The 13740-nt window shown below is 46.0% G+C and carries 12 protein-coding genes, 1 rRNA gene and 1 pseudogene; 11 read left to right on the top strand and 3 right to left on the bottom strand.

The window, feature by feature from the left end; translation table 11 throughout:
• The first annotated feature begins 5 nt into the window (after nucleotides 1-5).
• Nucleotides 6-118, top strand: a 5S ribosomal RNA gene (gene rrf / locus NQ518_RS09015).
• 119 nt (nucleotides 119-237) lie between these two features.
• Here the strand turns inward: rrf and NQ518_RS09010 are convergent.
• Both NQ518_RS09010 and NQ518_RS09005 read right to left on the bottom strand, forming a co-directional pair.
• Nucleotides 238-1220: pseudogene (locus tag NQ518_RS09010) on the bottom strand (ISAon1 family transposase).
• A 1-nt stretch (nucleotide 1221) separates the two neighbouring features.
• Nucleotides 1222-1566 (bottom strand): ISAon1 family transposase N-terminal region protein, encoded by a 345-nt coding sequence (locus NQ518_RS09005; RefSeq protein WP_227962235.1) that lies wholly within the window; start codon nucleotides 1564-1566, stop codon nucleotides 1222-1224.
• A gap of 168 nt (nucleotides 1567-1734) precedes the next feature.
• Here NQ518_RS09005 and NQ518_RS09000 point away from each other — a divergent pair, with 168 nt between their 5' ends.
• From NQ518_RS09000 to NQ518_RS08965, 8 genes are all read left to right on the top strand, one after another.
• Entirely contained in the window at nucleotides 1735-2907 is a 1173-nt protein-coding gene (locus tag NQ518_RS09000; RefSeq protein WP_227962241.1) for a sensor histidine kinase, read from the top strand.
• 336 nt (nucleotides 2908-3243) lie between these two features.
• A complete protein-coding gene (locus NQ518_RS08995; RefSeq protein WP_227206602.1) occupies nucleotides 3244-3777 on the top strand; it encodes a YceD family protein in 534 nt (177 codons plus the stop codon).
• A gap of 6 nt (nucleotides 3778-3783) precedes the next feature.
• Nucleotides 3784-3969, top strand: a complete 186-nt coding sequence (gene rpmF / locus NQ518_RS08990; RefSeq protein ID WP_081454857.1) for a 50S ribosomal protein L32 — start codon at nucleotides 3784-3786, stop codon at nucleotides 3967-3969.
• Nucleotides 3969-4988: a beta-ketoacyl-ACP synthase III gene (locus NQ518_RS08985; protein ID WP_227206604.1), complete on the top strand. Its 1020-nt coding sequence runs from the start codon at nucleotides 3969-3971 to the stop codon at nucleotides 4986-4988. Before rpmF ends, NQ518_RS08985 begins: the two co-directional genes overlap by 1 nt.
• 83 nt (nucleotides 4989-5071) lie before the next feature.
• Nucleotides 5072-5953: a GTPase Era gene (gene era, locus NQ518_RS08980; RefSeq protein WP_227206606.1), complete on the top strand. Its 882-nt coding sequence runs from the start codon at nucleotides 5072-5074 to the stop codon at nucleotides 5951-5953.
• Nucleotides 5954-6195: 242 nt separating this feature from the next.
• Nucleotides 6196-7509, top strand: coding sequence for a ribosome biogenesis GTPase Der (der, locus tag NQ518_RS08975; protein WP_227206608.1), 1314 nt, complete (start codon nucleotides 6196-6198; stop codon nucleotides 7507-7509).
• Nucleotides 7510-7592: 83 nt separating this feature from the next.
• Entirely contained in the window at nucleotides 7593-8048 is a 456-nt protein-coding gene (locus NQ518_RS08970) for a hypothetical protein (RefSeq protein ID WP_227206610.1), read from the top strand.
• A 94-nt stretch (nucleotides 8049-8142) separates the two neighbouring features.
• Nucleotides 8143-8532, top strand: coding sequence for a hypothetical protein (locus NQ518_RS08965; protein WP_227206676.1), 390 nt, complete (start codon nucleotides 8143-8145; stop codon nucleotides 8530-8532).
• Between the two features lie 9 nt (nucleotides 8533-8541).
• Here the strand turns inward: NQ518_RS08965 and lptB are convergent, their stop codons facing one another.
• Entirely contained in the window at nucleotides 8542-9360 is an 819-nt protein-coding gene (lptB, locus tag NQ518_RS08960) for an LPS export ABC transporter ATP-binding protein (protein WP_227206678.1), read from the bottom strand.
• Between the two features lie 494 nt (nucleotides 9361-9854).
• Here lptB and NQ518_RS08955 point away from each other — a divergent pair, with 494 nt between their 5' ends.
• Both NQ518_RS08955 and NQ518_RS08950 read left to right on the top strand, forming a co-directional pair.
• Complete coding sequence (locus tag NQ518_RS08955) at nucleotides 9855-11987, top strand: SusC/RagA family TonB-linked outer membrane protein (RefSeq protein ID WP_227962243.1); 2133 nt, start codon at nucleotides 9855-9857, stop codon at nucleotides 11985-11987.
• Between the two features lie 58 nt (nucleotides 11988-12045).
• Nucleotides 12046-13725, top strand: coding sequence for a RagB/SusD family nutrient uptake outer membrane protein (locus tag NQ518_RS08950; protein WP_227206614.1), 1680 nt, complete (start codon nucleotides 12046-12048; stop codon nucleotides 13723-13725).
• Nucleotides 13726-13740 lie beyond the last annotated feature (15 nt).

Genomic DNA, 13740 nt, shown 5'->3' with positions numbered 1-13740 from the left:
CCTTATCAGGTGGTTATGGCGGCAGGGTTCCACCTCTTCCCATTCCGAACAGAGAAGTTAAGCCTGCTTGCGCCGATGGTACTGCAATGCAATGCGGGAGAGTAGGTAGCCGCCTTTTTTCAAATAGAAGCCTTCAGGACTAAAAAGCCCTGGAGGCTTTTTTTTGATATTAGCCCAATAAGGCTAATTGGGCTAATTAGGGGTCAGTCGTAAAACCCAGTTGCAACCCTCTCCCCCTCATGCACATAATTTCATAAGCCTATAAAGGAAGAAAGGAATATCCGTTACTCCCCTGAACTGTGCCCTGAAGGCTTTGACTTTTGCGTTGAAGGATTCAGCATTGGCATTTGTGGCTCTGTTGACAAAGAAATTGAGTATGGTATCATAATGGTTCTTAAAGGTGTCAATTACCGTATAGAAATTATCCACGCCCAACTTCTCTACCTCGTTAAACCACTTAGCCAGTTTCAATCTTGCAGCGTCCTTGATGCTTCTGGCATTATAAATATCGGTAAGTTCCATGGCCAGGTCATAGGCTTTTTTGAGTTCGGGTAGTTTTCAAAGATTATTTCAGCCCTTAGCCTTTGCGATTCTGTCCACTTTGACTTGTGTTTAGTCAGTATAAACTTCGCCCTGGCAAGCAGTTGCTTGCGTGTGTCACCGTTGCTGTATCTGAATGGCCTGTAGGTTTCGTTCTTGGCTTTGGCTTCCTTCATCTCCTCATTTTCTCTGTCCCTTGCCATCCACCTGTAGGCTATGCGCATGTCGTCCAAAGCGTCATAGTAAAGCTTCTGCACATGAAACCTGTCATTGGTGATGAGTGCCTTGGGGAACACCGTGCGCGCAATGATCATCATAGAGGAAGACAAGTCGAGCGTTATCTCCTTGACAGTCTTTCTTTTGGAAAGGTCAATCTTTTCCAGAACACGAATCACATCTTCGGCTTTTGTTCCCCTGACCACAGCTACCAGCGTACCCCTGCCACCTTTGCCAGCCTTGTTGGTCAGAAACGTATAGACCTCACCGCTGCTCAGACAAGTCTCATCGATACTCAGGCTCTCTCCCAGGTTCTCATCAAACAGCAGCCAGTCTCCCGCATGCGACAACTGCTCCCACTGGCGATAATCGCTGAAATGCTCCTTGTATTGGGTGGAAAGCTGCTTGCCGTCTACGCCATAGTGAGAGCCGATACCTGTAATGCTCTCCGCAGTAGACTCAATTCTATTCTTTTAAAAAAGAAACGAACTCAGGGGAAAGTTTGCTGCCCTCAGTTGTCAAGTCATCGTAAGAATAACTGAATATCTCACCCGTGGAACTGTCACGCCATTTTCGACGGCGGACATGAAGGTAAACGGGCTTGCCACGAAGGGGAAAGTCTTGGACAACCCGTTCGGCGGTAAAGCCGTAACTGCTTACTGTGCCGGCCTTGCGGTCTGCCTCTTCCATAAAGTTACGCTCATCCAACCAGAAGTCTATCTGGGAAATACTCTCTTGGATATCTATCACATCAAAATAATCTGCGAGTATCTCTGGAAAGATACAACGCAACAATTGCTCGGTCTTCATGATGCAAAGATAACAAATACTTATGAAATTATGTGCATGAGAGGGAGAGGGTTGCAACTGGGTTTTACGACTGGCCCCTAATATGGCCAATTAGGCTAATATGGCTAATTAGGCTAATTGGCCTAATGATACCATACAATATTTACTTAATTCATCCGTTGTAAAACTATGCAATGGACAGACCGAATTAGACAGGTAAAACTTCTTCTCGTTGTGGCCGCTATACTCATAGCGGTGGTATCGCTCGTTGTTTCTCATTACCTCATCAGGGATCTTGAGAACGAAGAGCGCAACAAGATGGAAGTGTGGGCCGAAGCTATGCGCACGCTCAACCAGGCGGATGAGAACACGGATCTGAACCTGGTGTTGAAGGTGATTAACGAGAACCATACCATTCCGGTGATCGTCATGGACCCAGCGGGTGATGTGCAAACCTATCGCAACATCAGCCTTGACAATCGTTCGGGTGCCGACAGTACGGCTTACCTCAAGACCTTGAGCAATCGGCAAAAAGCGGCCAACCACTATATTCGTATTTCTTTGAACGACCAGGTGAAAGACGACTACATCGACGTTTGCTACGACGACTCGCTGATGCTCAAGCGATTGGCCTCCTATCCCTACGTGCAGTTGGGCGTGGTGCTCATCTTCGCCGTGGTGGTGATTTTTGCTTTGCTCACCTCTAAACGTGCTGAGCAAAACAAGGTTTGGGTGGGACTGTCGAAAGAAACCGCTCACCAATTGGGCACCCCCATCTCCAGCCTGATGGCTTGGACGGAAATCTTGAAGGAGAATTATCCTGACGATGTCTTGATTCCCGAAATGGATCAGGACGTGAAGCGGCTGCAGTTAATTGCCGACCGGTTCTCGAAAATCGGTTCGATGCCTGAATTGGAGCCATACAGCCTGCGTGAGGTGGTGCAGCATGTGACATCCTACATGAATCGCCGCACGTCTCAGGGCATCCAAATCGTAACCCAATTGCCCGAAAACGCAGACGAACTCATGGTGCGCATGAACCCTTCGCTATTTGAGTGGGTTATCGAGAATTTGTGTAAAAATGCCGTTGATGCCATGGGAGGAGAACAAGGCCAAATCACTATCCGTGTGCAAGACGCCGTTGAGAAGGTCGTTGTAGAGGTGTCTGATACAGGGAAAGGCATCAGGAAAAAAGATATTAGAAATGTTTTTCTTCCAGGCTTTACCACCAAGAAACGTGGTTGGGGACTGGGACTTTCGCTGGCCAAACGCATCATAGAAGAGTACCATCGGGGCCGAATTTGGGTGAAGAGTTCGGAAATGGGAAAAGGTACGACTTTTCGAATCGAGCTAAAAAGATAAGTCGCTCTGTATCAATATTCTATCCTGCCGCTGTAAAAGCGTTGACCTTGCGTGCCAATATCCCTGACTTTGTCCCTCAATTGCAAAGACTTTGGGCGCAAAAGTCAATGAGTTTGTCTTTGCTTTTGTACTTACATGTCGCATGTCATGTTGTAGCCTTACCAAGAGTGTTGTCCTAAGCAATTTTCTTTTGGGCTTTCAGCCCGCTTTAAATGATTGGTTGCCACGGCTTTTTCTTTTCAAAAAAGATTCGTTGTCGTCAAAAATCAACATTTTTACCCCTAAGTGATGAGCATGTCGGAAAATATTTGTAACTTTGCACTCCAAAGTATAATTATGCGCGATTTAAAGCCGTTTAAGATTGACTTGAAAGCTTTGACCGATCAGGTTGCGACCTATGAGTTCAAGCTTGACGATGCGTATTTTGAAGCCATCGAGGCTCCTGACATCCAAAAGGGCAATCTTTCTGTCGCACTGTCCATACGCAGGATAGCCGGCAGTTTTGAGCTCACGTTCCATATTCAGGGGTTTGTCATCGTGACCTGTGACTTGTGTCTTGATGAAATGCAACAACCCATCGATACGGAAAATAAGCTCGTGGCGAAATTTGGCGAAGAATACTCAGACGATGATGACCTAATCGTAGTGCCTGAGCGCGAAGGCGTGCTCGACATCTCGTGGTTCATCTATGAATTTATAGATCTCAGCGTCCCCATCAAGCATGTGCATGCACCTGGAAAATGCAATGCTGTGATGACGAAAAAGCTGCAAGAGCTTTCGGCTACCCGAAGTAGTTTGGAGGACGGTGAAAAGCCTGTGAATCCGCGCTGGGCTGGATTAGAAAAATTAAAAACAATAATTAAAGATTAAAAGAAAATGGCACATCCTAAAAGAAGACAGTCGAAGACTCGTACACTGAAAAGAAGAACTCATGATAAGGCTGTAGCTCCTACATTGGCAGTTTGCCCTAACTGTGGTGCATACTATGTTTACCACACTGTTTGTCCTACTTGTGGATATTACAGAGGTAAAGTTGCGATTGAAAAGGAAGTAGCTGAATAATGGGAAAAATCAACGCGATTATTACCGGCGTTGGGGGATACGTTCCTGACTATGTTCTCGATAATGAGGAACTCTCACGAATGGTTGACACCAGCGACGAATGGATTACTACTCGTGTTGGTATCAAAGAACGCCGCATCCTGAAGGAGGAAGGCCTCGGAACCAGTTACTTGGCGCGTAAGGCTGCCAAGCAGTTGATTCAGAAAACCGGGGTAGATCCCGACACCATCGACGCACTCATTGTTGCAACGACAACGCCCGACTACAAATTCCCCTCCACGGCATCTATCGTGTTGGGTAAGTTGGGACTGAAAAACGCTTTCGCATATGATTTGGAAGCAGCTTGTTGCGGGTTTATGTATGCGCTGAGCACGGCCTGTAGCTTTGTGGAGAGTGGGCGTTGTAAGAAGGTCATTGTTATCGGAGCGGACAAGATGTCATCGCTCGTCGATTACCAAGATCGACAGACTTGCGTTCTCTTTGGAGATGGCGCAGCTGCCGTTTTGGTAGAAGCATCCGAGGACGGAGAGTTGGGCATGCAGGACATGTTCTTCCGCACCGATGGTAAAGGACTTCCGTTCTTGCACATGAAGGCTGGTGGCAGCGTTTGTCCTGCCTCACACTTCACGGTAGACCATCATCTGCACTACCTCTATCAAGAGGGACGGTCGGTGTTCCGCTATGCGGTGACCGACATGAGCAATGACGTGGTGGAAATCATGAAGCGTAATAACCTTTCGGCAGCTGATGTGGATTGGGTGGTACCTCACGAGGCCAACTTGCGCATCATAGAGGCCGTGGCCAAACGCGCTGAGCTCCCGATGGACAAGGTGGCTATCAACATTCAGCACTATGGCAATACCAGTGCCGCAACCATTCCGTTGGCTCTTTGGGACTATGAAAGCAAACTGAAGAAGGGTGACAACATCATCTTCACCGCTTTCGGAGCCGGATTCGTACACGGGGCTTCATTCTTCAAATGGGCTTACGATGGCGCTGACGCCGTGACGAGGAAATAACAAATTGTGAAATTCCAGAATAAGAAAGCGCATCCTTTCCACGTAAAGAATGCGCTTTCTTCTTCTCAAACCAGTAGCAGCTTATGCACAAGGCAGGTTTTGTAAACATTGTGGGCAATCCAAACGTGGGCAAGTCTACGCTGATGAACCAGTTGGTGGGCGAGCGCATCTCCATTGCGACGTTCAAGGCCCAGACCACCCGGCATCGAATTATGGGAATCGTGAATACCGACGACATGCAGATTGTGTTCTCCGACACTCCCGGCGTGTTGAAACCCAATTACAAGATGCAGGAGTACATGCTGGCTTTCTCTGAATCGGCCCTGGCCGACGCTGACATCCTGTTGTATGTAACTGATGTGGTGGAAGACCCGGAGAAGAATGCCGACTTTCTTGAGAAGGTGAGGACGATGACCATTCCGGTTATCTTGGTCATCAACAAGATTGATGCGAGCAACCAAAAGACCGTTGGCCAGCTGGTGGAGAAGTGGCATTCGCTGCTGCCCAATGCCGAGATTCTTCCCATCTCCGCAGCCAATAAGTTTGGCGTGGACATGCTGCTCAAACGCATTCAGGAACTCCTTCCCGACAGTCCTCCTTATTTCGACAAGGACCAACTGACGGACAAGCCCGCCAAATTCTTTGTCAGTGAGATCATCCGCGAAAAGATTTTACTGTATTATGACAAGGAGATACCTTATTCGGTGGAGGTGAGGGTAGAGCAATTCAAGGAGTCAGCCAAGCAAATTCACATCAACGCGGTGATCTATGTGGAGCGCGAATCGCAGAAAGGCATCATCATCGGGCATCAGGGCGTGGCGCTGAAGAAGGTTAGCACCGAGGCGCGCAAGACCTTGGAGAAGTTTTTTGACAAGAAGGTGTACCTCGAAACCTTTGTCAAGGTAGACAAAGACTGGCGCAGCTCGCAGAAAGAACTTAGTAGCTTCGGGTATAATCCGGAGTGAGGGAGGAGGGGAAGCCTCCCCCAGCCCCTCCGAAGGAGGGGAGCAGGCTATCGAGGAGAAAGGCTGGATGGGGGGGTGATAGAAGTATGGATAAAAAGGCTCTTTCCTTCAAGGGAAATGTTGTTGAAACAGAAGAACATGATTGTTTTTGACAGCAAACGAACTTTTTTATATGAAGGAGCTGTGATGAATAAGAATGAATAAGTATATCTAAAAAGGTTGGGGGAGGCTTTTTTTTCAATATGGCAAAATTAGTAGCAATCGTTGGACGTCCCAATGTAGGTAAGTCCACATTATTTAACCGTTTAACACAGTCGCGCAAGGCGATTGTAAGTGATACTGCCGGCACCACCCGCGACCGCCAGTATGGAAAATGTAGTTGGAACGGACGTGAATTCTCCGTGGTGGATACCGGAGGCTGGGTGGTCAACTCGGATGATGTCTTTGAAGATGCCATCCGCAGGCAGGTTATCGTGGCTACCGAAGAGGCCGACTTGGTGCTCTTCATGGTGGATGTGAAAAACGGATTGACTGACTGGGATGCCGATGTGGCGCAGATTTTACGTCGAACCCAGTTGCCCGTCATCCTGGTGGGCAACAAGGTAGACAACAGTGCCGAGTATTATACAGCGGCCGAGTTTTATCGGTTGGGCTTGGGCGAGCCACAGTGCATCAGTGCAGCCACAGGTGGCGGTACGGGTGATTTGCTGGATTTGGTGTTGGAAAAGCTGCCGGCTGATGACAAGGAAGCGCTGGAAGAAGACATTCCCCGTTTTGCCGTCGTGGGCCGACCCAATGCTGGCAAGAGCAGTCTCATCAACGCCTTCATCGGAGAGGATCGCCACATCGTGACCGAAATAGCAGGCACCACGCGTGACAGCATCTATACGCGGTTTGATAAGTTTGGATTTGACTTCTACCTGGTCGATACAGCCGGCATCCGTCGAAAGAATAAAGTTTCAGAAGATCTTGAGTTTTATTCGGTGATGCGCAGCATCCGTAGCATTGAGAATAGTGACGTGTGCATCCTCATGATTGATGCCACACGAGGCATCGAGTCGCAGGATATGAACATCTTCCAACTCATTCAGAAGAACCATAAGTCGTTGGTAGTGGTGGTTAACAAATGGGACTTGGTGGAGGACAAGGATCACAAGGTCATCAAGACCTTCGAGAACGCCATCCGTGAGCGCATGGCCCCATTCGCAGACTTCCCCATCATCTTCGCTTCTGCCCTCACCAAGCAGCGCATCTTCAAGGTACTGGAAACGGCCAAGCAGGTGTACCTCAACCGTAAGTTGCGCATCGGAACCTCTAAGCTTAACGAGGTGATGCTTCCCATCATCGAGGAAACACCGCCACCATCCATCAAGGGAAAATACATCAAGATAAAATATTGCACGCAGTTGCCCAACACGCAGATACCTTCGTTTGTGTTCTATGCCAATCTGCCTCAGTATGTGAAGGAGAATTATCGCCGTTTTCTGGAGAACAAGATACGCGAGAACTGGACGTTGACAGGCTGCCCCATCCATGTGTTCATTCGGCAGAAGTAATTTTTTTGACGGGAGTGATTGGGAGTAAATTGGAGTTAGCAGGAGTTAATGGACAAATGTTTTTTTATCGGGAGTTAATGAGGATGTTAAAGAAAATAATCTTTCTGTGTGTACAGGCGATGCTCTTGTTGGGGGTGTCAGCGGCCTTTGCGCAGCATAAGGCTATAGTGAAGAAAGTTTTTAAGGTACCTCAACGAGCGTGTGTGTTAGAACCTATTATTTCAGATGTACGCATAGAAAAGATGAAGAAAGAGGCAAGCAATGAAGATGATTTTTATACTGCGGCCGATGACGTGAACTATTATCTTTTCCAGGCAGAGGAATTTATGAAAAGGCACGGACAAAAAGCCATTCTCGTACCAGCCACCTATATTGACATCCTGTTTCCTAATGGTGAGATAATCCAAGCTGATACGATAGCGTTTGGTAGTATGATTCTTTATAAGCCGGGCAAGAAACCTCAAGTGGTCAGTTCTGTGGATATCGCTGAAGCATATAAATCATACTTCGCTCCAGTTAAGAGGAAACGGCGTAGATAAACTTTTTGGTGCATCTTATGCTCTCTTCTGCGCTTTCAAATAATTTTAGTACCTTTGTCGGTATCAATAGTACAGAGAACGAACCCCAATGATGATGCGTAAACTACTCTACATAGCCTTACTCATAGCTGTCGCTGCCTGCACTTCCAAAGGTGTAGACCAAGGTGAGGTGGCCGCACGCGCAGCCAAGGAATACTACGGATATTTGCTTCAAGGCAATATTGCCTCATTCGTGGACGGACACTACCGTCCCGACAGCATTCCTGACACTTATCGCGAACAGCTCATCGCCAATACCAAGATGTATGTGAACCAGCAGAACGAAGAGCATCGCGGCATCAAGGACATTCGTATCGTAGATGCCAAAACCGACATGCAGAAACATGCTGCCAACGTTTTCCTGGTGCTTAGCTTCGGTGACAGCACCAGTGAAGAAATTGTGGTTCCGATGGTGGAGAGTGGTGGCGTGTGGTACCTTAGATAAACAACAACCTTATTCTTCTCTTGCTCTTCGTTCCTCGTCAATGAGTTGGAAATCTTTTTTGCGAAGTATGAAGTTGCTACCTAAGTATTTTTCTCGTACAATCTTGTTGGCGGCCAGTTCCTCTGGTGTGCCGTGGAATAGGATTTTTCCCTCGAACAAAAGATAGGCGCGGTCGGTGATGGTCAGCGTTTCCTGTACGTTGTGGTCGGTGATGAGAATGCCGATGTTGCGGTATTTCAGTCGCCATACAATGTGCTGGATGTCTTCTACAGCAATAGGGTCGACGCCGGCAAATGGCTCGTCGAGCATGATGAACTTCGGGTCAATGGCCAGGCAGCGGGCAATCTCCGTGCGTCGACGCTCACCTCCCGACAGTTGGTCGCCCTTGTTCTTGCGCACTTTGTTCAGTCTGAACTCGTTAATTAGGCTCTCCAACTTGTCCAACTGTTCCTGGCGGGACAGTTTGGTCATCTCCAGAACCGATAGAATATTGTCCTCCACGCTCATTTTCCTGAACACGCTGGCCTCCTGTGGCAGGTACCCGATGCCCGCCTGTGCGCGCTTGTAGACGGGATATTCGGTAATCTCCTCCTCGTTGAGGTACACGTGTCCCTCGTTGGGAATCACCAAGCCCGTCGTCATGTAGAACGACGTAGTCTTTCCCGCACCATTGGGTCCCAACAAACCTACAATCTCTCCTTGGCGCACATTGTAGCTCACCTTGTTGGCAACCGTACGTTTGCCATATCGTTTTACCAGTCCTTCTGTACGCAGTACCAAGCTTTCGCTTTCCTGTTGTGGCACTTCCGTTTCTCTTTGCTCGTTCATGAATGCTGTATCTTGATTTTTACTCACTTTGTTAGGCACAGCCTATCTTTTGCAAAGATAGAAAAATTTATCAGAATAGAAAGGGAGTGCGTGTTGGTTTGTTGTCAGTTTTTGAAAAAGGGTCAGCAAATAGCAAGGGGTATTCACTGTCTGTCAGACCAGTGAATACCCCTGGTAGGTTATGATCTCAGGCGGAAGACCTCGAAGTTGGCAGCCTTTTGGTTGTCCCAACAAACGCGTGTTCCACCAATGTCACCCTTGAACTTCGAGCTTGAATTCTCTTTGTTGATCAATTCGATGCCCTTTTGTAGTTCGGCATTGTTGGTGTTTTCGTATTTGATACACCCTTAGAAAGTCTTGCAAATTTGACACCAGCAAGTACTTATATACGCAAAAACAAGATTCTTATACGCAAAAAAGAATCCATTGGATAAAGTTATTGCCTAATTTTGCAAAAAACAATTAAATATTAACCTTATCTAAATTACAAAATTATGGCAATAAAAATGAATCAAACAAATGACTCGTGTTCCATACAGTTTGGGCGCATTCTGAGTCTATGTGTATTTTTGCTGTTGTGGTACATCCCCTTAGGTGCACAGCAAATTATTCCCATTCGCGGAACTATTTTTAGTGCTGACGACAAGGAGCCGCTCACTGGGGTTAGTGTTCATGTGGAGGGGACTTTGGTTGGAGCCGTGACCGATATTGATGGGAACTTTGTGTTAAAGACCGCGCTTCCTGCAAGATTGAAATTTAGTTATGTTGGATTTCAGGCGGCCACCATCGAACTGCAGGAGAACAAACCTGTAAAATTATACATGAAACCAGATACCCGCTCATTGGACGAAGTGATGGTAGTAGGTTATGGAGTTCAAAAGAAAAAACTTGTTACCGGCGCTACAGTCCAGGTGAAAGGTAACGATATAGCAAGGCTAAACACAGTCAACGTTCTTGGCGCACTGCAGAGCCAAGCACCAGGCGTCAACATTATCTCTAGTTCAGGGATGCCTGGTGAAGGTTTTAAAGTGACTATTCGCGGATTAGGCACTACAGGTTCTGCCGAGCCGCTTTATATCATAGACGGAGTCACGGGCGGCGATATCAACGCTCTCAATCCGGGCGATATAGAATCTATTGATGTACTCAAGGATGCTGCTTCGGCTGCCATATATGGAAGTCGTGCTGCTAATGGCGTAATCCTTGTTACAACGAAACAAGGACGAAAGGGTAAACCGCAAATCAGCTATGACGGCTATGTGGGTTGGCAGAATGTGTACCGTATGCCAGATCTTCTTAACGCTCAAGAATACGCTTCAATCATGAATGAAGCGCGCTATATGGACGGCCTTTCTGCCTTTGACTTTGCTGCACTTGTGCCTGACTGGGATAAAATTAAAAGTGGAGAGTGGAAAGGCACAAACTGGCTGGATGAAGCTTTAAACAAGAATGCTATAGTTTCAGATCAAAGCCTTAATATCGTTGGAGGAACGGATCAGTCTACCTATTCACTTGGTTTGTCGTATACAGAACAGAATGGTATCATTGGAAAGCCTGTTGCACCTGTGTATAGACGGTATAATGCACGCATAAATTCAGACTATATCCTTATAAAATCAGGGAACCTTAACGTTCTTTCGGTAGGTGAGAATCTTACTTACTCTTATTCAGAGCGCAGTGGTATAAATATTGGCAGTATGTGGAATAATGACATTCGTAATCTTCTGCATTCAAGTCCATTTCTTCCAAACTTAAATAGTGATGGCTCATATCATTATGCTATTCCATGGGAGTCGCGTGAGCCTAATCCCATAGGTTTGATGGATTATACAGGTGGACAGAATTTTTCTAAGACACATGGCCTACAAGTAAATTTCTATGCTCAATTAGAACTTATGAAAGGATTGCGTCTAAAATCAAACTTTGGTTACAAACTCAGTGCAAGCACAGACCGCAGTTTTATTCCACAGTACAAGCTTGCCAGCAATAGTTTTGCAACAGAGAGTCAAGTGGATCAAAGTTTAAATACGGGTAATGCTCTTCTTTGGGAGAACACGCTGTCTTATAAAGCAAAGTTTGGAAAGCATTCTATCGATGCGCTCGTAGGCCAATCACTCGAAAAGAACGGAATGGGTGAAGGTATTTATGGTTCTAATTACAATTCAATATTCGGCGATTTCAAACATGCATATCTTAGTAATACTCCTGTAGTAACGGGACGTTCTCAAATTTCAGGATGGCCATGGGGAATAGGCAAGTTAGCATCGTTCTTTGGTCGTATGAATTACGACTATGATGGGAAATATATGATTACAACAGTCATCCGCGCTGATGGATCCTCTAATTTTGCTCGTGGTCATCGTTGGGGATGTTTCCCCTCGGTATCGGCAGGATGGATTGCTTCTGAAGAACCGTGGTTTCAACCGGCGCGCAAGTTGATAGATTATCTTAAGTTCCGAGCCAGCTGGGGGCAAAATGGCAATCAAGACATACCTGCCTTTCAATATCTTTCTACCATATCTTTCTCAGATGCTGATTATGTTTTTGGAACTAACAAAACTGCGATCGTAAAGGGAGCCTATCCAACCCCTCGTACAGTTATTGTTGGTGTAAACGTAAAGTTTTGACGGCCTATTTATTCATATTTCAATGGAACGTGATTAATAATTTATAAAAAGCAGACAGATGAAAAATATTTTTTTATGCATATTCCTCTTATTATTGTCGACAGGTTGTGAACAATACCTTGACACAGAGAACTTGACGAAAAAGGACAGCTCTAACTTTCCCAAGACAGAAGCAGATATTCAATCAGCACTAATCTCGATTTATCACGAGTTACGCAAAACTACAGATGGCGAAGAAGGACAGTGCTTTTTCATTACATCTGAGCTCTTATCTGATGACCGGTTTGGCGGCGGAGGAGCTAACGACCGTCGTTTGGCTGCTGTAGACTTACTACTGAAATCGGATGAAAATATGTTTGCAGATCCATGGAGACAGAACTATCGTGGTATATATCGAGCAAATTTTCTCATAGAGCAATTGGCTGGAATGAAAGTCAGTGATGACATAAAAAAACAAGCTCGCGGAGAAGCATCTTTCTTGAGGGCCTATTTCTATTTCCAATTATGCCAGATGTTCGGAACTGTTCCGCTTGTAATCTCGACAAAAGTAGAGAACCTGCCCAGAGCCAAACAAGAAGACCTCTACGCCCAGATTGGAACAGACTTGATAAACGCTATAGAGTGTTTGCCAGCAATACCCTATAGTCCATCAGACGCATCAATGCTTGGTCGCGCCAACCATTGGGCTGCTGAGGGTATGCTTGCACGTGTCTTTCTTTACTATACAGGATATTATGGGAAAAAGAGCATGCCGCTTATTGATGGTACATTGACAAAAGAAGAGGTGATAAAGTACATCGATGATTGTGTGGAAAATAGTGGCTATGGGCTCGTTCCCGATTTCCACAGTCTTTGGCCATATACAAATGAATATACAGCAAAGGATTATCCGTTTGTGAAAGAAAGAAATATGCATTGGGTAGGAGAATCAGGCAATAATCTTGAGAGTATGTTTGTCATCAAGCACTCTACACAAACCTCATGGAATGACGGCACTTCTTATCGAGCAAATCGTATTTGTTTATTCTTTACTCCACGTGAAGGAACTGACATGATGTCAAACTTTCCGTATGGATTGGGCTGGGGTGCTGGCCCAGTTAATTCAAAAACATATACAGACTGGCCTGTTGGAGATTTACGTCGCGATGGCTCTATAATGAATGTAAGCAAGGAAATGCCTAATTATGTGTGGGGAAATGACAGGCAGATGAATGAAACGGGATATTGGTCAAAGAAATATGCTTCTTTCAACTGTATTGATGAAAATGGTAAAAGTATTAACTTCTACATGAAACTCTATCCTTCTCTTGATCCTGACTATCAGATCAACAACATGCAAGACATCTATGTGCTTCGGTTTGCTGATGTTTTACTCATGCAGGCAGAGCTTAAGCAAGATGCTGTACCCCTGAACCACGTTCGGCATCGTGCAGGGCTTGCCGATGTCGCATATTCGGATGAGAACCTGCGCAATGAGCGGCATTGGGAACTTGCGTTCGAAGGATTAAGATATTGGGATCTATTACGCTGGCATATCGCAGGAGATGTCCTGGAAGCGAATCAGAACAATGTAAAGGTAAAAAATAATCTTGTAGACGAAAAGATGGACTTTACTGGAATAAAGGAACGCATTCAGGCAACCAAGGGAGTACTTCCATTGCCCAAGACACAGATAGACCTCTCAAACGGAGTTCTTCTGCAAAACCCTGGATGGGGTACTGAGAGTTTAAAACCATAATCACTTCACCAAAAC

The sequence above is a fragment of the Hoylesella buccalis ATCC 35310 genome (assembly GCF_025151385.1).
In the GTDB taxonomy this organism is placed as follows: domain Bacteria; phylum Bacteroidota; class Bacteroidia; order Bacteroidales; family Bacteroidaceae; genus Prevotella; species Prevotella buccalis.
The sequence above is the reverse complement of the archived record's forward strand: the minus strand, read 5'-3'. Positions and strand labels throughout refer to the sequence as shown.